Genomic DNA, 24,224 nt, shown 5'->3' on the forward strand with positions numbered 1-24,224 from the left:
GTGGGCGTGCTTCGCCGCCGCTCGCCCCCCGCGGCGGCCCGCGGGGGGCGGGGGCGGGGCCCCGCCGCGCCCCCCCCCCCCCACCACGCCGTCCTAGAGGGTGCCGGTGAGGGCTTCCGGACGGATCGGCGTCTTGTTGATCTCCAGACCGGTCGCCGCCCGGATCGCCGCGATGACGGCCGGGGTGGACGAGAGGGTCGGGGCCTCGCCCATGCCGCGCAGGCCGTACGGGGCCTTCGGGTCGGCGAGCTCCAGGACGTCGACCGGGATGGTCGGGGTGTCGAGGATGGTCGGGATCAGGTAGTCCGTGAAGGAGGGGTTGCGCACCTTCGCGGTCTTCGGGTCCACGATGATCTCTTCCATGATCGCGACGCCCAGGCCCTGGGTGGTACCACCCTGGATCTGGCCGACCACGGAGAGCATGTTCAGCGCCTTGCCGACGTCCTGGGCGGTCGCCAGCTCGACGACCTTGACGAGGCCGAGCTCGGTGTCCACCTCGACGACCGCGCGGTGCGCGGCGAAGGTGTACTGGACGTGGCCGTTGCCCTGGCCGGTGACCAGGTCGAAGGCCTCGGTCGGGGCGTGGCGGAACTCGAGCTCGATGTCGATCGGGTCTTCGCCCTCGAGGATGTCGGCGATGTCCGCGAGGACCTCTCCGCCATCGGTGACGACCTTGCCGCCTTCGAGGAGCAGCTCGGCGGTCGCCCACGCGGGGTGGTACGAGCCGTTCTTGCGCCGGCCGATCTCCAGGACCGCCTCGCGGACGGCCTCACAGGTGTTCTTCACCGCGCCACCGGTCATGTACGTCTGCCGCGAGGCGGACGTGGAACCGGCGGAGCCGACCTGGGTGTCGGCCGGGTGGATGGTGACCTGCGAGACACCCAGCTCCGTACGGGCGATCTGGGTGTGGACGGTGATACCGCCCTGACCGACCTCCGCCATGGCCGTGTGGACCATCGCGACGGCCTCGCCGTTGATGACCTCGAGGGTCACACGGGCGGTCGAGTAGTCGTCGAAGCCCTCGGAGAAGCCGACGTTCTTGATGCCGACCGCGTAGCCGACGCCGCGGACGACGCCTTCACCGTGGGTGGTGTTGGAGAGGCCACCGGGCAGCGCGCGGACGTCCGCACCCTCGCCGGCCGACTCCCACTGGCGCTCCGGCGGCAGCGGGCGGGCCTTGACCCGGCGCAGCAGCTCGGCGACGGGCGCCGGAGCGTCCACGACCTGGCCGGTGGGCATGATCGTGCCCTGCTCCATGGCGTTGAGCTGGCGGAACTCGACCGGGTCCATGCCCAGCTTCGCCGCGAGCTTGTCCATCTGGGCCTCGTAGGCGAAGCAGGCCTGGACGGCGCCGAAGCCGCGCATCGCGCCACAGGGCGGGTTGTTCGTGTAGAGCGCGATCGCCTCGATGTCCACGTCCTCCAGGACGTACGGACCGACCGAGAGGGAGGAGGCGTTGCCCACGACCGCCGGGGAAGCGGACGCGTACGCGCCGCCGTCCAGGACGATCTTGCACTTCATGTGCGTGAGCTTGCCGTCCTTGGTGGCGCCGTGCTCGTAGTACAGCTTCGCCGGGTGACGGTGCACGTGGCCGAAGAAGGACTCGAAGCGGTTGTAGACGATCTTGACCGGCTTGTTCGTGGCCAGGGCCAGGAGGCAGGCGTGGATCTGCATCGAGATGTCTTCGCGGCCGCCGAACGCGCCGCCGACGCCCGAGAGCGTCATGCGCACCTTCTCCGGCGGCAGGCCCAGGACCGGGGCGATCTGCTGGAGGTCCGAGTGCAGCCACTGGGTGGCGACGTACAGCTCGACACCGCCGTCCTCGGACGGTACGGCCAGACCGGACTCCGGGCCGAGGAAGGCCTGGTCCTGCATGCCGAAGGTGTACTCGCCCTCGACGATGACGTCGGCGCGCTTGCGGGCCTCTTCCACGTTGCCGCGGATGATCGGCTGGCGGTGCACGATGTTCGGGTGCGGGACGTGACCGATGTGGTGGTCGTCGCGGCCCTCGTGGATCAGCGGCGCGTCGGGGGCGAGGGCGGAGGCCTCGTCCGTGACGAGCGGCAGCTCACGGTAGTCGATCTTGATCTTGGCGGCCGCGCGGCGGGCGGTCTCCGGGTGGTCGGCGGCCACGAGGGCGACCGGCTCACCGTGGTGACGGACCCGGCCGTTGGCGAGAACCGGGGTGTCCTGGATCTCGAGGCCGTAGTTCTTCATCTCGGCCGGCAGGTCGTCGTACGTCAGCACCGAGTAGACGCCCGGCATCGCCAGGGCCTCGGAGATGTCGATCGAGACGATCTCGGCGTGGGCGACGGTGCTGCGGAGCGTCTGGCCCCACAGCATGTCCTCGTGCCACATGTCCGAGGAGTACGCGAACTCACCGGTCACCTTGAGGGTGCCGTCCGGGCGCAGAATCGATTCGCCGATTCCGCCCTTGGTGTGGTTCTGCGTGACGTTGGTCGGCGTGCCCGCCGGGACCGTACGCGTGTTCTGAGCCATGGTCAGACCGCCTCAGACTGACGGGCGGCCGCCAGGCGGACCGCGTCGAGGATCTTCTCGTAGCCCGTGCAGCGGCAGAGGTTGCCGGACAGGGCCTCGCGGATGTCCTGGTCGGACGGGGAGGAGTTCTCCTCCAGCAGCGCGTCGGCCTGGACCAGGAGGCCCGGGGTGCAGAAACCGCACTGGACGGCGCCGGCGTCGATGAACGCCTGCTGGATGGTGGAGAGCTCGACGCCCTCGCCGGTCTGCGAGTCGCCCGGCTTGGCCTGCCACTGCTTGGCCGCGTCCAGGGTGACGCCGCCCTTGCTGCCGCAGCCGCCGCCGGTGCCGCAGGCACCGCCGTGGCCGTGCTCGTCGCGCTGCTTGGCGAACTCCGCCAGGCCCTCGACGGTCACGACGTCGCGGCCCTCGACCTGACCGGCCGCGACCAGACAGGAACAGACCGGCACGCCGTCGAGACGGACGGTGCAGGAACCGCACTCGCCCTGCTCACAGGCGTTCTTCGAACCGGGCAGGCCCAGGCGCTCGCGCAGGACGTAGAGGAGGGACTCGCCCTCCCAGACGTCGTCGGCTTCCTGCTGACGGCCGTTGACAGTGAAATTGACGCGCATGATTACGCAGCCCCTTCAAGCGAGCGGCCGTTGTTCGAACCGCGGTACTGCTCCCACGTCCAGACGAGCTGGCGGCGAGCCATGATGCCGACCGCGTGGCGGCGGTACTTCGCCGTGCCGCGGACGTCGTCGATCGGGTTGGCCGCGCCGGAGGCGAGGTCACCGAACTGCTTGGCGATCGACGGGGTGATGACCTTGCCGGACTCCCAGAAGCCACCCTCTTCGAGCGCGGCGTTGAGGAACTCCTCGGCGGCCTTCGCCCGGATCGGGGTCGGCGCGGCCGAACCGATACCGGTACGGACCGTGCGGGTCTCGGGGTGCAGCGCCAGGCCGAACGCGCAGACGGCGATGACCATCGCGTTGCGGGAGCCGACCTTGGAGTACTGCTGGGGGCCGTCCGCCTTCTTGACGTGGACGGTCTTGATGAGCTCGTCGGCGGCCAGCGCGTTGCGCTTGACGCCGGTGTAGAACTCGTCGATCGGGATGAGGCGGGATCCGCGTACGGACTCCACCTCGACCTCGGCGCCCGCCGCGAGGAGCGCGGGGTGGGAGTCGCCGGCCGGCGAGGCGCAACCGAGGTTGCCGCCGACACCGCCGCGGTTACGGATCTGCGGGGACGCGACCGTGTGCGAGGCGAGCGCGAGTCCCGGAAGCTCCGTGCGGAGGTTCTCCATGATCTGCGTGTACGGGACGGAGGCGCCCAGACGTACCACGTCCTCGCCGACCTCCCACTCCCGCAGGAGACCGATGCGGTTCAGGTCCAGGAGGTACTCCGGCCGACGGTGGTCGAAGTTGATCTCGACCATCACATCGGTGCCACCCGCAATCGGCACAGCTGTGGGGAACTCGGCCTTAGCGGCGAGCGCCTCCTCCCAGCTGGCGGGGCGAAGGAAGTCCATGTGCGGCTCTCTTCTTCTTAATCGGGTCGTTCACTTCAAGCCAGGAGGCCGTTGGGCCCTCGACTGGTCGTTCACGTGCTGTTAACGCGGTGTGGACTCAGTACACCGGCCGTCCGTCCCTCGGGTGCAGTCACCGAAACCATGAAGGAGTTGGCTGGGGACCTCCCTCGTCTTGTAGATTCGTATGAAAGGCAGGATGCGACGACCTGCCCGATTTCCAACGGCAACATTCGAGACAGATCGGCGGCGACATCATGCGGCTGCGCGCACTGCTGGAAACCGAGGCGCTGGGGCTGCGGCTGCTGGGCGGCGAGGAAGAACTCGACCGGACGGTCCGCGGGGTCATGACGACCGACCTGAGGGATCCCAGCCGATACCTGTCCGGTGGGGAACTGGTCCTCACTGGCCTGGCATGGAGACGAAATTCAGCCGACTCCGAGCCGTTCGTACGAATCCTCGCGAGCGCCGGCGTGGCCGGGCTCGCAGCCGGCGAGGCCGAGCTGGGTGATATTCCCGACGACCTCGTCTCGGCGTGTCTGCGCAACCGTCTGCCGTTGTTCGCTGTAAACGAAGACGTTGCATTCGCCACCATCACCGAGTACGTGGTGCGGCAGGTGTCGGGAGAGCGTGCCGGGGACCTCGCGGCCGTCGTGGACCGCCACCGGCGGCTCATGACCTCCGGTCCGGCCGGTGGTGGACCCGATGTGGTGCTCGATCTGCTCACCACGGACCTCGATCTCCGGGCCTGGGTGCTCTCGCCCACCGGCCGGCAGATCGCCGGAGCGGGAGAGCCGCTGGCGCCGGGCATCTGCGCGGCACTGGCGAGCGAGCACCTCGCGGCGGTCCGGACGGGCCGCAGGGGTCCGCACCGGATCTCCCTCCAGGGTATTACCTACTCCCTCTTCCCGATCAGGGGACACGGCCGCGGCGCCGCAGGTCCGGCGGCCCGGGACATCCGCGAGAGCGTGCTCTCCGACTGGCTGCTGGCCGTGGAGGCCGACGCCGGTGACTGGCCGGCCGAGCGGCTCGACCTGCTCCAGGGCGTCACCCAGCTCATCGCGGTGGAGCGGGACCGCCGCGACGCGGCCCGCACCGTGCGCCGCCGCCTCGCCCAGGAAGTCCTGGAACTGGTCCAGACGGGCGCTCCGCCCGCCGAGATCGCCGCCCGCCTGCGGGTGGCCGCGCCGGTCCTCCTGCCCGGCCTGGGCGCCGCCCCGCACTGGCAGGTCGTCGTGGCCCGGGTGGACTGGGACGGCGGCGACATCGCCGGCGGCCCCGTCGCCCAGTCGCTGCTGGAGGAGATCCTCGTCGACCCGTCGGTCTCCGGGCCGGAGCCCTCGGACCGCATCGCCGTCGCGCACGCCGGGGACGAGGCCATCGCCCTCGTACCGCTGCCCGCGCCCGCCGGGGAGCCCGGCGAGGAGAAGGGCCCCGACACCGCCCTGCACGCGGAAACGCTGCTCGCGGCCGTACGGGACCCCCTGGCGGCCGGCCTCGCCGACGACGGCCGGCTCACCCTGGGCGTCAGCGCGGCCGTGTCCTCCGCCGAGGGGCTCCGCGGGGCCCTGGAAGAGGCCCGGCACGCCCGCCGGGTCGCCGCGGCCCGCCCGGGCCGGGTCTGCGCGGCCGGCCACCACGAGCTGGCCTCGCACGTCCTGCTGCTCCCGTTCGTCCCGGACGACGTCCGCCGCGCCTTCACGGCCCGACTGCTGGACCCGCTGCGGGACTACGACCGCCGCCACCGCGCGGAGCTCATCCCCACGCTCGAAGCCTTCCTGGACTGCGACGGCTCGTGGACCCGCTGCGCGACGCGGCTGCACCTCCACGTCAACACGCTGAGGTACCGGGTCGGGCGAATCGAGCAGTTGACGGCGAGGGATCTTTCCCGGCTGGAGGACAAGCTCGACTTCTTCCTGGCACTGCGGATGAGCTGAGAAGATCCACCGCCTGACCGGCCGGGGGGCCGGTCGGGGCCCGAGTGGGGGCCGGTCGGGGGTGACTGATGATCCGTCCGGACTTTGTGAAAGAGTTCACCCGACCCCTTGGCCGAACCCGCCGATCCGTGCTCTCATTTCGCCCCAGGGCTCAACGACGTGCTGCTTGGTTGCTTTGGGGAGGGCAATGTGGCGGATACCGCCATGTCCAGTGCCGGAACTATCGGGGGAGACGACCCCCTCCAGCGGGCGATATGGCGGCTGCGCTCGCGCGGCTGTTGGACCGACGCGGCGGCCCTGCTGACACCGCACCTGCACGATGCCGGAGCCGCCGTGCAGCGGACCGGACTGCTGGTCGAACGCTGCCTGTTCACCGGGCAGGGCTGGGCCGAGGCGGAGGACGCCCTGCGGGTGGCCGAAGCGGTCTCCCAGGACGACGACGACCGGGGCGCGGCCGCGTGCGAACGCGGTCACCTCGCCTACGCGGCGACCGTACTGGGCGTGCGCGACCGAGCCGACGAGGCCCGCTCCGCGCTCGGCCGGGCCGCGGCGCTCCTGTCCCCGGGGTCCCGGACCCGGCCGCTGCTGGACTTCCGGCGGGGCCTGGTCGCCGAGCACCTGGCGGACGCGCCCTCGTCGGCCCTGCCGGCGTACCGGCGGGCCCACGCGGGCGCGCTCGCCCACGGCGACACCCTGCTCCTCTCCTTCACCTGGCGGCACCTGGCGGCGCTGGCCCTGCGGGACGGGGAGGTCGCCGAGGCCCGCAAGGGCTTCGCGGAGTCCCTCCGCATCCGGGAGGACCTGGGGTTCCTGATCGGCACGGCCCCGGCGCTGGCGGCCCTGGCCGAAGCCGAACCGGAACCGGAGGCCGCCCGGCTCCGTGCGGAGGCCCGCCGCCTCTTCCACCTCCTGGGCGGCATCCCCACCTGGCTGGCGGACCAACTCCGCCCCGTCCCCACCCCCTCTTGACGCGCCGCACACCTTCTCAACGCACCGCTGCGCGGGCTTCGCGTCGCTGCGCCGGACTCCGACCGGCGGGGACCCGGTCGGAGTGCTCGCCACCGCCGCCCCGGCGTGGGGTCGGCGGGCGGGGGGCCCTGCGGGGCGCAGTCCCCTACCCGCCCTACCACCGTGCTCGGGCCGGCCCGGACCCCGGTCCTCACACGCCGGACGGCTGAATTGGCGTGGCGGTGGAGCCGGTCGCGGCCGGGGCGGGGGCGGGGTGGGGTGTCGGCCCCGACCCACCCGCAGCCCCGCGAGCACCGCCACACCCCAGCCCCGCCGGCGTTCGAGGCGCGGGGTCCGTCAGGCGGACGTGAAGTGGGCGCGGATCAGGGACTCCGCCTCCGGGAGGTTGCCCGTGGAGAGGGCCGCCAGGACCGCCACGTGCTCCGCCGCATCCGCGACGAGGTCCGCCCGGCGGATGCGCCGGGGGCCCGGCAGGGGCCACTGGGAGCGCCGGTGGAGGTCCTCCGCCACCACGAGGAGCTGGCCGTTGCCCGCCAGCGCGAGCACCCCACGGTGAAACGCCCGGTCCGCATCGGCGTAGCGCGCCGCATCACCCGCGGCGGCCGCCGCCTCCGCCTCCGCGGCCAAGGGCGCCACCGCGGCCCACGCCCCCGCCGACACCGTACGGGCCAGCCGCAGCATCACCGGGACTTCGAGCAGCGCACGGACCTCGGCCAGTTCCGCCAGCTCTCCCGGGGTCCGGGTCAGGACCCGGAACCCCCGGTTCGGGAGGCATTCGACGACCCCCTCCAGCGCCAGCTGCTGCATCGCCTCGCGCACGGGCGTCGCGGAGACCCCGAAGCGCTCCCCCAGGGCCGGTCCCGAGTAGATCTCCCCCGGTGTCAGCTCGCCCGCGAGCAGCGCAGCCCGCAGGGCGTCGAGGATCTGCCCGCGCACGGAGTGGCGCACCACTTTGCGGTCCTGCTGTTCCGGTACCCGGGCTCGGGCCGTATCGCGCACTCGGTCCTCCCACGGGTTTCGACCTGCCCCCGAAGAATAGCCCTCCTTCCCACACCCGACAGAGATCAGGTAAGGTAAGGCTTACCTGTTAACGATCGAGCGATTCGGTGGTTCGCCATGACCGTCACGGCCGTCGCGCCCACCGAGGGCAGCGTCCGCTCCGTACGTCCCGTCCGTACCCCCTCCCCGGCCGGCTCTCCGGTGGCGGACGCCTACGCGCGGCTGACCGAGGCCTACGGCGGACTGCGCGTCACCGAGCTCGCCCCGCACGAACCCTCCCCTCGCGGTGTGGGGTGGGTCGGTGCGGACGAGCTCGCCGCGGGCGGCGAGGCCCTGGAGGCGTTCCTCGCGTGGGACGAGGCGCAGATCCTCCGCGACTACGGGCGCCCGGGCCGGGCGGACGTGGTGGCGGGGTTCGGGCTGCACCGGTACGCCTGGATGGCCTGCCTGCTGATCACCGTCCCGTGGTTCCTGGACCGGCGCGTGCCGCTGCTGCCCCCGGAGGCCGTGTCCTTCCACCGGACGCACGGCCGTATGGCCGTACGCGTCCACTCCTTCGCCTGCCTGCCGGACGACCCGGCGGCAGCGCTCCCCGGGGCCCGGGTCGTGCCCGACGAGGACGCGCTGCGCGCCGAGGTACGGGCCGCGGCGGCCCAGCACCTCGAACCGGTCATGGAGGGCTTCGGCCCGCGGATGCGGCGCGGGCGGCGCGCCCTGTGGGGCATGGTGACCGACGACGTGGTCGAGAGCCTCTGGTACGTGGGCAACCTGCTCGGCGCGGCCGAGGAGCAGCGGGCCGTGCGCGAGCTGGACCGGCTCTTCCCCGGCTCGACCGCCCCGTACACCGGTGGCGCGGGCTTCCGCACGCTCGAAGCCCCGGACGGCCGGGAGCTCCCCACCCGTGACCGGGCGAGCTGCTGCTTCTTCTACACGATCCGCCCGGACGACACCTGCGTCACCTGCCCCCGCACGTGCGACGAGGACCGCATCGCACGCCTGACCGCAGCCTGAGGCCACCCGGCCGAGCCGTCCGGCCCGGCCGGCCCTCTGACGGACACCTGAGGCCGCCCGGGCGTACGACCGCCACCGAGTTTGCGCGGCGCCGCCTCCGCCTCCTCAACCCACCCGTCCGACTGACGGAAATCGAACTCAACTCATCCCGCACGAGCGGGAGTTCGATTCGCAACACCCTATCCGGCGTGCTCCGCCCCCCATTGGCGTCCACTTGCCCCGAAACCCGCGTGTACGGCTCACCGGCTGCGCCACTATGGCGCCCGGAAAGCCGCACCGGCCACAAGCCGAACAGCCGCATACGCGAGGCAAGGGACAACCGCATGAGACTGACCGACATATCGCTGGACTGGCTGCTGCCCGGCAGCCTGCTGATCCTGGGCGTACTTGCGGCAGTGGCGGTACTGGCCCGGGGCAAGCGCGAAGGCGAGAAGGCCGGGGTGGCCGAGGACAGCTGGGAGCGCAGCGAGGAGCGGCGGCGGCGCAAGGAAGCCATCTACGGGACCGCCTCGTACGTCCTGCTGTTCTGCTGCGCGGCGGTCGCCGCGGCGCTCTCCTTCCACGGGCTGGTCGGCTTCGGCCGGCAGAACCTCAACCTGTCCGGGGGCTGGGAGTACCTGGTTCCCTTCGGTCTCGACGGCGCCGCCATGTTCTGTTCGGTGCTCGCCGTCCGCGAGGCCAGCCACGGCGACGCGGCCCTCGGTTCGCGCATGCTGGTCTGGCTGTTCGCGGGAGCCGCCGCCTGGTTCAACTGGGTGCACGCCCCGCGCGGCCTCGGCCACGACGGGGCTCCGCAGTTCTTCTCCGGCATGTCGCTGTCGGCGGCCGTGCTCTTCGACCGCGCGCTGAAGCAGACCCGCCGGGCGGCACTGCGCGAACAAGGCCTGATTCCAAGGCCGTTGCCGCAGATCCGGATGGTCCGCTGGCTGCGGGCACCCCGGGAGACCTTCGGCGCGTGGTCGCTGATGCTGCTGGAGGGGGTCCGCACGCTCGACGAGGCCGTGGACGAGGTGCGCGAGGACAAGAAGGAGAAGGAGCAGGACCGGCACCGCAGGCGGGAACAGCACCGCCTGGACCGGGCGCACATCAAGGCGCTCGGCCGGCAGAACCGGGCGTTCGGGCGCGTGGCCCGCGCCCGTCAGGTCGAGGTGCCGGGGCTGGCCCCCGGAGCGGGCTCCGCGCCGGTCGGCGCGGAGCCGGCCATAGCGGAAACCGGACAGCTGCCCCTACGGCGCCGGCCCTCCCTGCAGGCCGTGAGCGGAACCGAATCCACTGACCTTGCCTTCGGCCCCCGGACGGTGGACCTCACCGCCGAGGACGATACGCAGACGCTCCCCCGACTCGACTCGCTGGAACGCAAACTGAAGGACCTGGAGCAGCAGTTCGGCTGAGGTGACGGGCACGTCCCCGTCCAGGACCCGCCGCGCGGGGTCCGCCCGGTCACTCAGGCGGGCCCTGCCTCCTTCGCTCCGTCGAGCTCGAACCAGACCACTTTGCCGCCGCCCAGCGACAGCCCGAGCGCGTCCACGCCCCAGGCGTCGGCGAGCGACTGCACGAGCACCAGCCCCCTGCCGTGCGTACCGTCGTCGGCGGACGGTACGTGCGGCCTGGGTCTGCGGGCGGCGAAGTCGCGGACCTCCACGCGCAGGCGGTCGGCGGCGAGCGTCGCGGAGACCTCGGCTCCCTGATCGGTGTGGACGAGGGCGTTGGTGACGAGCTCGGTGATCAGCAGCTCGGCCACCTCGGCCGCCTCCGCCCGGCACCGGTGACGCATCAACTCCCGTAAATCCCGGCGGACTTCTCCCACCGCCTTGAGATCGGCCCGCCGCACGCTCCGGGTGATCCCCGACGCGTCCACGGCCGTCCCGTCCTCGGCCGACGGTTCGCGCGGCACCGGCCGCCCTCTGCGCCACAGCTTTCCGGTCTTCGCCCCCACCCGCACGGCGATGTACCTCCCGCATGTCCCCGCTCATCAAGGGCCTGCCGGTCGAACAGGCCTACGGGATGCATGCCCCCCGGGGGAATCCGCACGCATCCGGGCTCAAGGGCGCGGCACGTTACGGAGGTTAGATCGCGCCATCTGGATCATCCGGCCCACCCCTCCGTCCAGCACGATCTTGCTGGCCGAAAGTGCGAATCCGGTCACCATTTCAGCGCTGATCTTCGGCGGAATGGACAGCGCGTTGGGGTCCGTGACCACGTCCACCAAGGCGGGTCCCTTGTGCTTGAAAGCATCCCTCAAAGCCGCTGTGAGCTGCTTGGGCTTCTCCACCCGGACCCCGTACGCACCCGCCGCGCGGGCGATCGCCGCGAAGTCGGGGTTCCTATTCGTAGTTCCGTACGAAGGAAGGCCGGAAACCAGCATCTCCAACTCGACCATGCCGAGCGATGAGTTGTTGAAGAGGACCACTTTGACGGGGAGGTCGTACTGCACCAGGGTGAGGAAATCTCCCATCAGCATGGAGAAGCCACCGTCGCCCGACATCGACACCACTTGACGTCCGCGATCGGTGAACTGTGCGCCGATGGCCTGCGGCAGGGCGTTGGCCATGGAGCCGTGGCTGAAGGAGCCGATGATGCGGCGCTTTCCGTTCGGGGAAAGATAGCGCGCCGCCCATACGTTGCACATGCCCGTGTCCACAGTGAAGACGGCGTCCTCGTCGGCGAGTTCGTCGAGGACCGCGGCCACGTACTCGGGGTGGATGGGCGTGCGCTTCTCCACCTTGCGCGTGTACGCCTTCACCACTCCCTCCAGCGCGTCCGCGTGCTTCTTCAGCATCCGGTCGAGGAACCGGCGGTCCGTCTTGGCCTTCACCCGGGTGTTCAGCGCGCGCAGGGTCTCCCGTACGTCACCCCAGACCGCGAGGTCCAGCTTGGAGCGGCGGCCGAGGTGCTCGGGCCGGATGTCCACCTGGACGATCTTGACGTCGTCGGGGAGGAAGGCGTTGTACGGGAAGTCCGTGCCGAGCAGGATCAGCAGATCGCACTCGTGGGTGGCCTCGTAGGCCGCGCCGTAGCCGAGCAGCCCGCTCATGCCGACGTCGTACGGATTGTCGTACTGGATCCACTCCTTGCCGCGCAGGGCGTGCCCGATGGGGGCCTTGACCCGGCCGGCGAACTCCATGACCTCGGCGTGCGCGCCGGCGGTGCCGCTGCCGCAGAAGAGGGTGACCCGGTCGGCCTCGTCGATGAGCCGGACCAGCTTGTCGATCTCTCCGTCGCCGGGCCGTACGGTCGGCCGCGCGGTCACGAGCGCGTTCTCGATGCCCTGCTCCGGTGCGGGCTGGGAGGCGATGTCCCCGGGCAGGGACACCACGCTGACCCCGCCGCGCCCGATGGCGTGCTGGACGGCGCTCTGCAGGACCCGGGGCATCTGGCGCGGGTTGGAGATCAGCTCGCTGTAGTGGCTGCACTCGGTGAACAGCCGGTCGGGATGGGTCTCCTGGAAGTAGCCGAGGCCGATCTCGGAGGAGGGGATGTGGGAGGCCAGCGCGAGGACCGGGGCCATGGAGCGGTGGGCGTCGTAGAGCCCGTTGATGAGGTGGAGGTTGCCGGGGCCGCAGGAGCCCGCACAGGCGGCGAGGGTGCCGGTGATCTGGGCCTCGGCGCCGGCCGCGAAGGCGGCGGTCTCCTCGTGGCGCACCTGGATCCACTCGATGCCGCCGGTGCGGCGGATCGCGTCGACGACGGGGTTGAGGCTGTCCCCGACGACTCCGTACATCCGGCGCACACCCGCGCGCACGAGAATGTCGATGAACTGCTCCGCCACGTTCTGCTTGGCCATGGAGGGGGCGCCCTTTCCGGTTCGGCTCTGCCGCGTGCGCCTCCCATCCACGCATGATCCGCCGGATTACGCCTCCCAGACCGCGGCGGCCGTCCGGTCGTCGGCGTAGCCCTTGAGGCGCAGCTGGGTGTCCGCGAGGAAGGCGGCGAGGCCCGGCGGGGGTGCGTCGGCCCAGCGGGCGGCGAGCTCGACGGAAAGCGGCTCCTCCTCGCGCATGGGGTCCGCGAGGCCGCCGGAGCACAGGAGCAGGGTGTCCCCCGGGCGGGCCACGGAGGCCCTGAAGCGGAAGCGGAACCCGGCGGCCTCGGGTGCGGGCGCCTGCGCGGGTGCCGGGGCGGGCTCCTCCAGGTCCTGCCACCGTCCGTCCCGGAGCCGGAACAGGCCGCCCGCGCCCGCGCCGAAGCAGACCCGGGTGCGGCAGCCGGGGTCGACCGGCAGCAGCAGTCCGCGCAGCCCGGCCGTGTAGCCGTCCTCCGGGAGCCCCAGCTCGGCGGCGCGGGCACGCAATTGCCCGTAGCCGCGGTCGGTCAGCCGCTGGAGCCCCGAGCGCAGGGCTTCGCGGCGGCCGTCCCGGATGTCCTGCGACAGCCGCTCCTGGCTCCGCCCGACGGCTCCCGCGACGGAGCGGCACACCTCGGCGGCGGCCTCGGCGGCCCCGGGCGCGGCCCGGTCCCCGCCGGCGAGCACGACCAGGACCAGCGCGTCGGGACCGGTGCCGAAGCGGGCGGTGAGCAGGAAGTCCCGCCGCCCCTCGCCCCGGAACCGGGCGGAGTCCCCGCGCACGGAGGCGGCGCGCAACGTGTAGCCGCCGTACTGGGCGCCCTCCAGCACGGTGTCGGGCGTCAGCGCGGCGAGGCCGGCCGGATCGGCGGCGGGCAACGCGATGGGCTCCGCGGCGTAGGTGGGCGGCCGGTCCCCCAGATGCGCGACGACGGGCCGCGGCACCCCGAGAACCCCGGCCCCCGGGTCACCGTCCCCCTCCCCGGGCGGAGCCCCACTCCCCCCGTCCGGCCCGGCCGCCTGCCCGGTGCCGGGGCGGGCTTCCGCCCCGGCCCCGCCCTCCGACCCTCCGAACGAGTCCCCGGAACCGGGGCCGGAACCGTCCGCGGACACGGGAGCAGCCCCCCAGCCCACCCCGGACCCGGGATGCGACCCCAGGGCGAAGCCGGTAGCGGAAGCGGATCCGGAGCCTGAGCCCAGGCCGACGCCGGCCTCGGCCCCGGCGCCGAGGCCAGACCCTGCACCGGCCCCAAGGCCGGAACCCGAGCCGGAACCGTCCGCGGACACGGGACCGAAGTCGGGACCGGGACCGGGGCCGGAGCCGGACCCCGAGGCCGGGCCGGAGGAAGGGCCGTACCTGGGATCTGAGCCGGCGCCGGAGCCGGGCTCGTACCCCCCATCGGGGCCGGGGCCGAACCCCGGAGCGGAATCAGGGCCGGGGCCGGAGCCGTGCGCCGGACCAGAACCCCGCCCGGAGCCGGATGCCGGGCCAGAGCCGGTAGCGGACCCGGAAGCGGACCCTGACCCGGAGGCCGGGCCAAAGCCGGAAGCGGCGCCAGGAGCGCCGCCCTGAGTCGGGCCAGTGCCCGGAGCCGTCCACGGACCGCCGTCGGAAGCCACACCCCGCGCCGGGCCCGACGCGGCCGGCTCCGCCGGGACCGGATGCCCGGCTCCGCCGTACGTGCCGGCGGGCCCGCTCCCGGCCCCTGCCGGGTCCGGCTCGGGGGGCGCAGCCGCTGTGGGCACCTCGTCCCGTAGGCCCCAGCTCCAGTCGGACGGTTCCCCCGGCTCCTCGGCGGGCAGCGCGGGCGGGACGGCGACGCTCCCGAGCGCGTACCAGGTCTGGCCGCCCGCCCGGGGGTCCTGTGGCGGCGGCAGCACGGAGCCGCCGTACCCGTCCCCCGTCCGGGCCTCCGGCTCCGGCCGGCCTGCCTCCGGCTCCGCCACCCCGTCGGAAACCGCCCCGGGCGGCTCCGCATCCACCTCGGGCAGCACCCCGGGATCCGGCGCACGAGGCCCCGCCGCCGGCCCGGAAACCGGAGCGGGCGGCTCGACCTCCGCCACCGGCGCGCAACCCTGCACGGGCAGTACGAGCTCTGGCACCGGCGCGGCGTCCGACACGGGCGGCCCCATCTCCCCCACCGGCGCGCCGTCCGACACGGGCGGCCCCGCCTCCGCCTCGGCGCCGGCCTCCGGCGGGGTCGCCTCCGCCGGGGGCGGGGTGGGGGCCGTCAGGGGGCCCGGGTCTCTCCGGGGGTGGGGTACCGGGGTCGGCGCCACCAGGACCGCTGCCGAACGGAAGCGGTGTTCCAGGGTGTCCCGGGGGTCGGGTTCCGGTCCCGCGTCGGGGTCTTCGTAGAGCTTCTGCCACCAGTCATCCGCGCCCGCGTCCCGCTGACTCATGGCCCTCATTGTCGGGCTCCGGTGCAGCCGAAATCCGGCGAACGCAGGAAAAAGGGGGCCCATCGGACCGCCGTCCGATGGACCCCCCTGCTCTGTGCCGTACGACTCAGCGGATGTCGTACGCCCGCGCGACCATCTGGGTGACGGTGGCGCCCTTCACGTCGGTCAGCTCGACCTTGAGCATGACCTGCTTGCCCGCGGCCCCGGCGTGGTCCACGGTCGCGGTCCACCGCCCGCCGCGCTCGCCGACCTTCGCCTCGGTCCAGCTGCCGCCCTCGTCGTACGAGTAGGACAGCTTGGCCGACTTGAGCGCGCCCGGCGCGTAGCCCGCGTGCCCGGCGACCCCGAGGCCGATCTGCTGGCCGTCGGCCGCGGCCAGGGTCTTCATGCCGTCCAGCGGGGCGGAGATCCGCGGGAAGAGGATCGGCAGCGCCTGCGAGTACTGCGTCGCGTCCAGCTTCGAGCGGAAGGTCCAGGTGGTCAGGATCCCCGAGGAGCGCTGCCAGGTCCGGGCCGGCTGGCCGAACTTCTCCAGCACCTGGGTCATCTCGTACGTGGCTTCGCCGGCCGGGACCTCGAAGACCCCGAACGGGTAGCCGGTGTCGCCCAGCGACTCGCCGTCGCGCTTGAGCGAGACGTTGCCGAGGTCACCGAAGGAACCCTGCTGCGCGGAGTGCCCGCTGTCGCCCCACAGGGCGGAGGCGAAGCCGATCAGGTTGCCCTGCCGCTCGGCGGCCAACAGTTCCTTGCCCGCGGTGTCGCGCGGTGCCACCGGGCCGATGACCCCGTCGTACCAGCTCTCGGCGCGCCGGGAGCCCGCCTTGTACGTGCGGTGCTGGTCCGTCATGAACTCGCCCCACGGGAAGCTGCTGGAGACCAGGTGGTCCCAGGCGGTGTCCCCGGCGGAGTAGTACTCGGTGCGCTTGCCCGGTACCGCGACGGTGTCGATGGAGCCGAAGTACACGGCGTTGCCGAGCGGGCGGTAGGCCCCGGCCACGTCGACGAAGTCCGCGGCGACGCCCATCGACTGGTAGGCAGATTCGACGGTGCCCAGGTCACGGTCGCGCACCCGGTAGGTGCGGTCCCCGTGGACCCGGCCCTTCTCGATCTGGGCCAGGTTGTAGACGTACGGGCTCTTCGCGCTGCCCTTCCAGTTCAGCGTGACCGCGCCCTTGCCGAGCTTGGCCAGCAGGGCCTGGCCCTCGGCCGATTCGACGGTCAGCACCGGGAGGGAGCCGCCCGCGTAGCCGGTGAAGGCCTGCCAGCGGCCGGGGGCGTCGCGGTAGAGGAGTGCGGCCTTGGCTCCGGCCGCCTTCGCATTGCCCGCGATCTCGTACGCCGAGCCCTCGTCCGCCGTCTCGACCAGGACGATCGCACCCTTGGCGGCGACGGCGGCGAGCTCCTCGGGAGTGCCCGAGCCCGCGTCGACGAGCGGGGCGCTGCCGGTGCCGTCGAGGTTGTCACTGCCGGTGGAGGCGGTGATCGGGTGCAGCACCGGGCCGCCGGAGGCCTTCAGTTCGGAGACCAGCGGCGCGGCCGCCCGCCAGTAGCTGCCGAACTCGAAGTCGCCCTCCCGGGCCGCTGCGTCGACCGAGGCGTAGTAGCCGCGGATGGTGCGGCCGCCCATGGCGGTACCCGCGTGCAGCCACTCCGCGCCCCAGGAGCGGGAGAAGGCGAGGGTGGTGGCGCGCGCCTCGGTGGGCTTGTCGGTGGCGATGCTCAGCTTGGCCGCCTTGCGGGCGTCCAGCACGATCACCGTGTCCTTCTTGATCTCCGTCTGCGGACGGCCGAGGTAGGTCAGCGAGTCGTACATCTGCGGGTTCTCGCCGGCGTCGGGGGTACCGACGAAGGCGGAGAGGAAGTACGAGCCCGGGCGGACCCGGTAGACCTGGTCGGCGGCGCCCTCGTTGAAGCGGCGCTCACCGGTGGCGTCGTCGGTGCCGATCACGTCCAGGGAGGACGGGCCGGCGGCCGGCTGGCCCGCGCGGTCGAGGAGCTTGACGCGCAACGTGACCGTCTCCGGCTCCACGTAGAGGGAGAAGGGGGTGGAGACGTGCACGCCCTTGGCCGTGGCGACGACGCGGCCGGTGACGTCCCCGTACTGGGAGCGCTCCAGCCTCGCGGCGGGGTCCAGGGCGAGCGGCACCTTGACGGTGGCGCCGGCCGGGACGGTCACGGTGCGCTCGTCCAGACGGGCGAGCTGGCCGCGGACGGCGGAGCCGTCGTTGCCGGTGACCTTCTCGACGGAGAGGTTCAGCGTGACGGGCCTGGTCCCCGTGTTGGTGTACGGGACCTCGACGGCGGTGCGGTCGCTGCGGTCCTGGGGCCAGTTGAAGGTACCGCCCTGCAGCGCGGGGGCGCCGGTGACGGTGGTGTCGACGGCGGCCTTGACGTCGAGCCGCCCGCCGCCGGTCTCCCGTACGTCGCCGGGGACCGCGGTGTTCGCGGAGCCGACCAGGGCGGCCTTGATCTGCTGCGGGGTCCAGTCGGGGTGGCGCTGCTTGACGATGGCGGCGGCGCCCGCGACGTGCGGGGTGGCCATCGAGGTGCCGGACATGGACTGGTACGCGTACACCCCGCGGCCGCCCGCGGCGGCGGCGGAGATCCCGACGCCGGGGGCGGCGATCTCGGGCTTGAGGGTGTGGTTCAGGCCCGCCGGGCCGCGGCTGGAGAAGGAGGCCGTCGCGTCGTCGCGGTCCACGGCGCCCACCGTCAGCACGCTGGGCGCGCAACCGGGCGAGGAGACCGTGTTGTTGCCGGGGCCGGAGTTGCCGGCGGCGATGACGAACAGGGTGCTGCCGCTCTGGGCCAGGGCCTCGGTGGCGGCGGCCATCGGGTCGTCGCAGTCGAGCCGTGAGGAGTCGCCGAGGCTCATGGAGACCACGTCGGCCTTGCTGTCCACGGCCCACTGCATGCCGGCGATGATCCAGGAGTCCAGGCCGTAGCCGTAGTCGTTGAGGACCTTGCCGCTGAGCAGTTGTGCGCCGGGGGCGACGCCCTTCTTCGCCCCGCCGCTCTCGGTGCCGGAGCCGCCGACGGTGGAGATGGTGTGGGTGCCGTGGCCCTGGCGGTCCTCGGCGGTGTCCGAGTCGGTGAAGTTCTTCGCCTCGGTCACCCGGCCCTTGAGGTCGGGGTGTTCGAGGTCGGTGCCGGTGTCGAGGACCGCGACCTTGGTGCCCGTGCCGTCGAATCCGGCGGCCCAGGCGGCGGTGGCGCCGACCTGCTGCGTGGACCGCTCCAGATTCGCCTGGACCTTGCCGTCCAGCCACAGCTTCTTCAGCGGGGCGGAGGCGGTCGACCGCGCGCGGGGGTCGACGTGCGCGCCGGTGACGTCGGCCCAGAAGTCGGCGGCCTTGTCCTTGTCGGCGGCGAGCGCGACGCCGCCGATGGAGCCGAGGACCAGCGACCGCTCGGCGCCGCGCGGTACGGGCGGGGCGCTGCGGGCCAGGCCCGCGGAGCCCTCGTAGACGGCGATCAGCGGGAGCTTCTTGGCGTGCGCGTCGTCGTAGCCCTGCCGGATCAGGCCGGTGACGTTGAAGAGTTCCTCGTCGGCCTTGCCCGCGGCGAGCGCCTTGACCGCGCTCTCGGGGTAGACGTAGAGGTCCTTGCCCGCCTGCCGGGTCTGCACGATCGGCTGCGAGCCGTCCTGGCGGGGCGCCGCGGTGGCGGCGGTGCGGCCGGCCGCGTCGGTGGACACGAGGATCCGGTCACCGGTGACCAGCGTGACCGTGACGGGCGCGGTGGGCTGCTGCGCTGCCGCCGCGCTCCCCGTGAGGGGCCTCTTCTCGGTGCCGGTCCCCGCTCCGGACGCTCCGTCGCTCGGCTGTGCCGTGGACGGGCCCACGGCCGTGACGGCCAGGGCGGCCGCGATGGCCGCTCCCAGTGCCGTACGCGATATCGGGCGCATCGCTCTCCCCAGGTGAATTCCGGCCAACTACTGCATTGCACGGCGATATCGCCGCGTAAATGGCTTCTGGCCAGCGGATGTTGGTGCTGCGGTGGCGCCACCTTGGCAGAGGGGCGGGGGGTGCGGCGATGATGTCCGCGGCGGGTTTGCGCCGTGGCCGCTTCCCGCCAGGAACGGCACTGAGAGGGTTGGGTGGACGGGTTGCTGAGTGCGATAGGTCTCGACGAAGGACAGGAGTCCGCTTACCGCGCGCTGGTCGCGCTGGGGGCGGCGGAGATACCCGACCTCGCGCACCGTCTGACGCTGCCGGTGCAGCAGACCGAGCGGACCCTGCGCCACCTGGAGCGCCACGGGCTCGCCGCCCAGTCCTCGGCCCGGCCCGGCCGGTGGGTGGCGGCCCCGCCCGGGGTGGCCCTGGGCGCCCTGCTCACCCAGCAGCGGCACGAGCTGGAGCAGGCGGAACTGGCGGCGGCGCTGCTGGCGGAGGAGTACCGGGCGGAGGCCACCGAGCCCGCCGTGCACGACCTGGTGGAGGTGGTGACGGGCGCCAGCGCGGTGGCCCACCGCTTCCACCAGCTCCAGCTCGGCGCCGTGGAGGAGGTGCTCGCGCTGGTCAGCGGCCGGCCGCAGGTGGTGAAGGGGACGGACAACGAGGCGGAGGACCGGGCGGCCGTACGGGGGGTCTCCTACCGGGTGGTCATCGAACGGGAGGTGCTCACCCTGCCGAGCGGGATCCGCGAGGCGTCCACGGCGCTGGCGCGCGGCGAGCACATCCGGGTGACGGGCCAGGTGCCGACCAAACTCGTCATCGCGGACCGGTCGCTCGCGATGGTCCCGCTGACGGCGCGCGGCGCGGAGCCGGCGGCGCTGGTCGTGCACGCGTCGGGGCTGCTGGAGTCCCTGATGGGCCTCTTCGAGGCGGTCTGGCGGGAGTCGCTCCCGCTGCGGCTGGGCTCCACCGGGGCGCCGGAGGAATCGGACGGCGGCCCCGACGCCACGGACCTGGAGATCCTCACCCTCCTTCTGGCGGGGATGACGGACGCGAGCGTGGCGAAGCACCTGGAGCTGGGCCTGCGGACGGTCCAGCGGCGGGTCAAGGGCCTGATGGAGCTGTCGGGGGTCACGACCCGGCTCCAGCTCGGCTGGCACGCGTACGAACGGGGCTGGGTGGCCCGATAGCCCCGGGCCGGGCAGGCTGAGCAGATGGATCTGCCGCAGCTGCCCCAGTTGCTGCTGGTGGGCCTGGTGCTGGTGCTCGGATTGCTCGGGGTACTGGTCCCCGGCGCCCCCGGCGCCCTCCTCGTCTGGGCGGGACTCCTGTGGTGGGCGCTTCACGAACGGTCGTCGGTGGCCTGGGGCCTGCTGGCGGGCGCGACGGCGCTGCTGCTGGTGGTGCAGGTGGTGAAGTGGCTGCTGCCCCCGCGGCGGCTCCGGGGGGTCGGCGTCACCCGCCGGATGGTGGTGTACGCGGGTGCGGGGGCGGTACTGGGCTTCGTGCTGCTCCCGGTGGTGGGTACGGTCCCCGGCTTCGTGGGCGGCATCTACCTCTGCGAGCGACGCCGCCTGGGCACCCACGGGGAGGCGTGGGCGTCCATGCGGGCGGTGATGCGGGCGGTGGGGACGAGCGTGCTGGTGGAGCTGTTCGCGTGCCTGCTCGTGGTGGGGGCGTGGGTGGGGACGCTGCTGTGGGCGTAGCCGCCGGCGCGGCCCGCCTCCTGCCCTCCCGGATCCCGGATCCCGGATCCCGGGACCTAGGGCTCCGGACGGGGCTCACGGCGTAGGCCCCGGGTAGGTCCTCGGCCCGATGCGCCGCGCGGCCCCGGCTGGGATCGTCGGTCCCATGACGGAGTCGGGTTCCAATGGTTTCAGCGGGGCCGAACTGGCATACCTGCGTGCGCAGCACCTGGGCCGGCTCGCGACGGTGGACCCGGCCGGGCAGCCACAGGCGAACCCGGTCGGGTTCTTCCCGCAGGACGACGGCACGGTCCTGGTGGGCGGGCTGGCGATGGGTACGACGAAGAAGTGGCGCAACCTCACCGCGAACCCCCGACTGTCCCTGGTCGTCGACGACCTCGCCAGTGTCCGGCCCTGGAAGGTGCGCGGCGTCGAGATCCGCGGCCACGCCACGCTGGAGGTCGGCCCGCACTCCCTGGGCCCCCACTTCAGCCCGGAGGTCATCCGCATCCACCCGGACCGCGTCCTGTCGTGGGGCCTGGACACCTGACCCCGCAGCGACACCCCCCGCAGCCGGGTCCGGGCGGGGGCCCGGACCCGGGGCGGGCCGCGGTCAGGCTCGGCCCCTGCGCTTCGCGGCGTAGTTCGCGCGGCCCTCCGCCGAGCGGAGCCTCCAGGCGCGATTGATCTCCGAGCGGAGCCTCGCGTCCGTCTTGGCGACGATCCGCTGGTTCTCCCGCAGCAGCTTGCGGTAGCTGTCCAGCCGCCGCTCGGCCAGCTCGCCGGAGGCCAGCGCGGCCAGCACCCCGCACCCCGGCTCCGCCTCGTGCGCGCAGTCGTGGAAGCGGCACCGCTGCGCGTACTCCTCGATCTCCGAGAAGACCTGCCCGACGCCCGCCTCCGCGTCGAAGAGGCCGACGCCCCGCAGTCCGGGGGTGTCGATCAGCACGCCGCCGCCCGGCAGCGCGAGCAGGTTGCGCGTGGTGGTGGTGTGGCGGCCCTTGCCGTCGACGTCACGCGCCGCCTGGACGTCCATCACTTCCTCCCCGAGCAGCGTGTTGGCCAGCGTGGACTTGCCCGCGCCGGAGATCCCGAGGAGCACGCTCGTCCCGCCTCCGACCACCGCGGCGAGCACGTCCGTGCCCTCCCCGGTCCTCGAGGACACGGTGAGGACCTGGACACCGGGCGCCGCCGTCTCGACGTCCTCGACGAGGTGCCCGAGGGTGACCGGGTCCGGGACGAGGTCCGCCTTGGTCAGGACGACGAGCGGCTGCGCCCCCGATTCCCAGGCGAGCGCGAGGAACCGCTCGATGCGGCCGAGGTCCAGTTCGACGGCCAGCGACACCGCGATGATCGCGTGGTCGACGTTCGCGGCGAGGATCTGCCCCTCGGACCGCTGGGAGGAGGTGGACCGTACGAAGGCGGTCCGGCGCGGCAGGTACGTCTTCACGTAGCGCGGATTGCCGTGCGCCTCCAGCACCGCCCAGTCGCCGGTGCAGATGACCCGGAGCGGGTCGTGCGGGGTGACGAAGGCGGTGTCGGCGCGGACGATGCCGTGCGCCGTCATGACATCGCACTGGCCGCGGTCGACCCGTACGACCCGGCCGGGCAGCAGGCCCTGATCCGTGTACGGGGCGAACTCGGCCGCCCACGCCTCGTCCCAGCCGTAGGGGGCCAGGGCGTGCGCACACCCGGAGGCCTGCTCGGAAGACGAAGCGGAGGAAGAGGAAGAGAGGGAAGAGGAGAAAGCGGGGAGAGACAAGGGAAACCCTTCACAGGGTGGCCCCGGCGGTGCGCCGCTACGGGCGCGAAAGAGGTGAGAGGTCAGCCGGAGACCACAGAAGTGACATTGATGGTCTTCTGAGTGCGGGCAACGCCCTGCGCCATGACAGTCATCAATGAACTCACCTCCGGGTCTGCATACGTACTGACGAGCCGTTCCGCACCGGTCGGCGGGAACGGCCCCACCGTAACAAGCAGCCTCAGGCGTGCGCCACTTCTTTTACGGACTGTCCTGAAACTTGATTTCGAACTTACCGCCGGTCAGGCCGGACCGGAGAAATCTGCAGTCAAGTCAGCGACGGACACTAAGCTGTTCTGATGGAGACCAGCGGAACCGCATATTCTGAGACGGTTTACGAGACGCCTTGCACCGCCCCCGCCGCGTCGCGGAACACGTCGACGACCGAGACGGCTCCCGACACCCGGCGGCGGATCCTGCGGGTCTCCATGGAGTTGTTCGCCGTCCGCGGCTTCCACGAGACCTCGCTGCGGGAGATCGCCGAACAGGTGGGCGTCTCCAAGCCGGCGGTGCTCTACCACTTCCCCGGGAAGGCCGACATCCTCGGCGCCCTCGTCGAACCGATGCTCCGCGATCTGGCGGCCGCCCTGGCCCGCGCCGCGGCATCCGGCGGTTCCGCCGCGCCCGACGGGCCCGGCACCGCCGCCACCTCCGGCACCTCGGACCGGGCCCGGTGGGCCGCCATCGAGGGGGTTCTCGACGTCTGGCTGGACCACCGCCACCTGCTGCGCCTCAACCTCCAGGACGCCGCCCTGGCCACATCCGACCCGGCCTTCGCCCGCCTGCGCGACGCCATGCTCCGCGCCAACTTCCTGGTCGCGGGGCCGCATCCCGCATTCGCGGAACGGGTGCGGGCCGCCCAGGCCGTCGCGATGCTCTCCGACCCGGTGGTGCTCTTCGCCGACGCTCCCGTCCCCGTGCTGCGCGAGGCCGTCCTGGACGGCGTACGGCGCCTGCTCGACGGGCAGCACGGGCCGCAGGTGCCGTCGCGGCCCGTGCCGGGGGGACGGCGCGGTCGGCCCGCCGCCATGAGCCCGGCCATGATCGAGGCCGCCCGCCGGATGCACGCGGCGGGCAGCGGGGCCACCGCGATCGCCGCCGCCCTCGGCGTCTCCCGGGCCACGGTCTACCGGCACCTGCCCCAGGAGGAGGCCCCCGAGTGACGGGACCGGACCGGCGGGCCACTCTCCGGCCCGCCGGTGTCCGATGTGTTCAAGACGGGCCCGGCCGGGCGCGCCTAGGGTGAGTTCATGACTCCCCGACTCGACATGATCGGCCTCATCGTCTCCGACATGGCCGCATCGCTCGCCTTCTACCGCCGCCTCGGCATCGACGTACCCGCCGAGGCGGACTCCCAGCCGCACGTCGAGGCCGTGCTGCCGGGCGGGCAGCGGATCGGCTGGGACACGGAGGAGGTCATCCGCTCCTTCGACCCGTCCTGGACCCGCCCCACGAGCGACGGCCGGGTGGGACTCGCCTTTCTGTGCGACTCCCCCGCCGAGGTGGACTCGCTGTACGCGGAGCTGACGGAGGCCGGGAACACGGGCCACCTGAAGCCCTGGGACGCCTTCTGGGGGCAGCGCTATGCCGTCGTCCTTGACCCGGACGGCTCCGGGGTCTCCCTCTTCGCACCGGCCGAAGCGGCCACGCCCCCCGGCCCCGCCGCGTAGGCCCCCGCCAGGGTGCGCCCCTCGCGGGGGTCATGGGCCCGGTCGGCGTATCGAAGCGCCGTG

18 protein-coding genes are annotated in these 24,224 nt (G+C 72.8%); 9 read left to right on the plus strand and 9 right to left on the minus strand.

All coding sequences use genetic code 11. From position 1 onward, the window contains the following. Positions 1 to 93 precede the first annotated feature (93 nt). From ABZY57_RS09570 to ABZY57_RS09580, 3 genes are read right to left on the minus strand one after another with little or no spacing between them, the layout of a single operon-like run. Positions 94 to 2,499, minus strand: a complete 2,406-nt coding sequence (locus ABZY57_RS09570; RefSeq protein ID WP_356509879.1) for a molybdopterin cofactor-binding domain-containing protein — start codon at positions 2,497 to 2,499, stop codon at positions 94 to 96. A gap of 2 nt (positions 2,500 to 2,501) precedes the next feature. Next, positions 2,502 to 3,110: a (2Fe-2S)-binding protein gene (locus tag ABZY57_RS09575; RefSeq protein WP_254384639.1), complete on the minus strand. Its 609-nt coding sequence runs from the start codon at positions 3,108 to 3,110 to the stop codon at positions 2,502 to 2,504. Positions 3,111 to 3,112: 2 nt separating this feature from the next. After that, the gene (locus ABZY57_RS09580; RefSeq protein WP_250744166.1) at positions 3,113 to 4,009 is read right to left on the minus strand and encodes a xanthine dehydrogenase family protein subunit M; all 897 of its coding nucleotides are present in this window, start codon (positions 4,007 to 4,009) and stop codon (positions 3,113 to 3,115) included. A gap of 254 nt (positions 4,010 to 4,263) precedes the next feature. Here ABZY57_RS09580 and ABZY57_RS09585 point away from each other — a divergent pair, with 254 nt between their 5' ends. Together ABZY57_RS09585 and ABZY57_RS09590 are read left to right on the plus strand one after the other, a co-directional pair. Further along, positions 4,264 to 5,943, plus strand: a complete 1,680-nt coding sequence (locus ABZY57_RS09585; protein ID WP_356509882.1) for a PucR family transcriptional regulator ligand-binding domain-containing protein — start codon at positions 4,264 to 4,266, stop codon at positions 5,941 to 5,943. A 189-nt stretch (positions 5,944 to 6,132) separates the two neighbouring features. After that, entirely contained in the window at positions 6,133 to 6,912 is a 780-nt protein-coding gene (locus ABZY57_RS09590) for a hypothetical protein (protein ID WP_356509884.1), read from the plus strand. A 336-nt stretch (positions 6,913 to 7,248) separates the two neighbouring features. On the opposite strand, the gene ABZY57_RS09595 is transcribed toward ABZY57_RS09590, so the two are convergent. Continuing rightward, the gene (locus ABZY57_RS09595) at positions 7,249 to 7,911 is read right to left on the minus strand and encodes a GntR family transcriptional regulator (protein WP_356509886.1); all 663 of its coding nucleotides are present in this window, start codon (positions 7,909 to 7,911) and stop codon (positions 7,249 to 7,251) included. A 117-nt stretch (positions 7,912 to 8,028) separates the two neighbouring features. Between ABZY57_RS09595 and ABZY57_RS09600 the strand changes: the two genes are divergently transcribed. Then, positions 8,029 to 8,922: a (2Fe-2S)-binding protein gene (locus ABZY57_RS09600; RefSeq protein WP_356509888.1), complete on the plus strand. Its 894-nt coding sequence runs from the start codon at positions 8,029 to 8,031 to the stop codon at positions 8,920 to 8,922. A gap of 323 nt (positions 8,923 to 9,245) precedes the next feature. Continuing rightward, positions 9,246 to 10,313: a DUF2637 domain-containing protein gene (locus ABZY57_RS09605; RefSeq protein ID WP_356509890.1), complete on the plus strand. Its 1,068-nt coding sequence runs from the start codon at positions 9,246 to 9,248 to the stop codon at positions 10,311 to 10,313. 53 nt (positions 10,314 to 10,366) lie between these two features. Here the strand turns inward: ABZY57_RS09605 and ABZY57_RS09610 are convergent, their stop codons facing one another. From ABZY57_RS09610 to ABZY57_RS09625, 4 genes are all read right to left on the minus strand, one after another. After that, entirely contained in the window at positions 10,367 to 10,753 is a 387-nt protein-coding gene (locus ABZY57_RS09610) for an ATP-binding protein (protein WP_356509983.1), read from the minus strand. 210 nt (positions 10,754 to 10,963) lie between these two features. Next, positions 10,964 to 12,706 (minus strand): pyruvate dehydrogenase, encoded by a 1,743-nt coding sequence (locus tag ABZY57_RS09615; RefSeq protein ID WP_356509892.1) that lies wholly within the window; start codon positions 12,704 to 12,706, stop codon positions 10,964 to 10,966. 66 nt (positions 12,707 to 12,772) lie between these two features. Continuing rightward, complete coding sequence (locus ABZY57_RS09620; protein ID WP_356509894.1) at positions 12,773 to 13,651, minus strand: protein phosphatase 2C domain-containing protein; 879 nt, start codon at positions 13,649 to 13,651, stop codon at positions 12,773 to 12,775. Between the two features lie 1,564 nt (positions 13,652 to 15,215). Continuing rightward, the gene (locus ABZY57_RS09625; RefSeq protein WP_356509896.1) at positions 15,216 to 19,016 is read right to left on the minus strand and encodes a S8 family serine peptidase; all 3,801 of its coding nucleotides are present in this window, start codon (positions 19,014 to 19,016) and stop codon (positions 15,216 to 15,218) included. Between the two features lie 201 nt (positions 19,017 to 19,217). Here ABZY57_RS09625 and ABZY57_RS09630 point away from each other — a divergent pair, with 201 nt between their 5' ends. The 3 genes from ABZY57_RS09630 to ABZY57_RS09640 all read left to right on the plus strand — a co-directional run bounded on the left by ABZY57_RS09630 (position 19,218) and on the right by ABZY57_RS09640 (position 21,240). Continuing rightward, entirely contained in the window at positions 19,218 to 20,195 is a 978-nt protein-coding gene (locus tag ABZY57_RS09630) for a helix-turn-helix domain-containing protein (protein WP_356509898.1), read from the plus strand. Positions 20,196 to 20,219: 24 nt separating this feature from the next. After that, positions 20,220 to 20,711, plus strand: coding sequence for a DUF456 domain-containing protein (locus tag ABZY57_RS09635; RefSeq protein ID WP_356509900.1), 492 nt, complete (start codon positions 20,220 to 20,222; stop codon positions 20,709 to 20,711). A 145-nt stretch (positions 20,712 to 20,856) separates the two neighbouring features. Then, positions 20,857 to 21,240 carry a PPOX class F420-dependent oxidoreductase gene (locus tag ABZY57_RS09640; RefSeq protein ID WP_356509902.1) on the plus strand — a complete coding sequence of 128 codons (384 nt, stop codon included), beginning with the start codon at positions 20,857 to 20,859 and terminating at the stop codon, positions 21,238 to 21,240. A gap of 63 nt (positions 21,241 to 21,303) precedes the next feature. On the opposite strand, the gene rsgA is transcribed toward ABZY57_RS09640, so the two are convergent. Then, positions 21,304 to 22,452, minus strand: coding sequence for a ribosome small subunit-dependent GTPase A (gene rsgA / locus ABZY57_RS09645; RefSeq protein ID WP_356509904.1), 1,149 nt, complete (start codon positions 22,450 to 22,452; stop codon positions 21,304 to 21,306). A gap of 467 nt (positions 22,453 to 22,919) precedes the next feature. Between rsgA and ABZY57_RS09650 the strand changes: the two genes are divergently transcribed. Together ABZY57_RS09650 and ABZY57_RS09655 are read left to right on the plus strand one after the other, a co-directional pair. Next, positions 22,920 to 23,654 (plus strand): TetR family transcriptional regulator, encoded by a 735-nt coding sequence (locus ABZY57_RS09650; protein ID WP_356509906.1) that lies wholly within the window; start codon positions 22,920 to 22,922, stop codon positions 23,652 to 23,654. Positions 23,655 to 23,741: 87 nt separating this feature from the next. Further along, positions 23,742 to 24,161 (plus strand): VOC family protein, encoded by a 420-nt coding sequence (locus ABZY57_RS09655; protein WP_356509908.1) that lies wholly within the window; start codon positions 23,742 to 23,744, stop codon positions 24,159 to 24,161. Positions 24,162 to 24,224: the final 63 nt, after the last annotated feature.

This window comes from Streptomyces sp. NPDC006450 (assembly GCF_040612195.1).
Classification (GTDB): domain Bacteria; phylum Actinomycetota; class Actinomycetes; order Streptomycetales; family Streptomycetaceae; genus Streptomyces.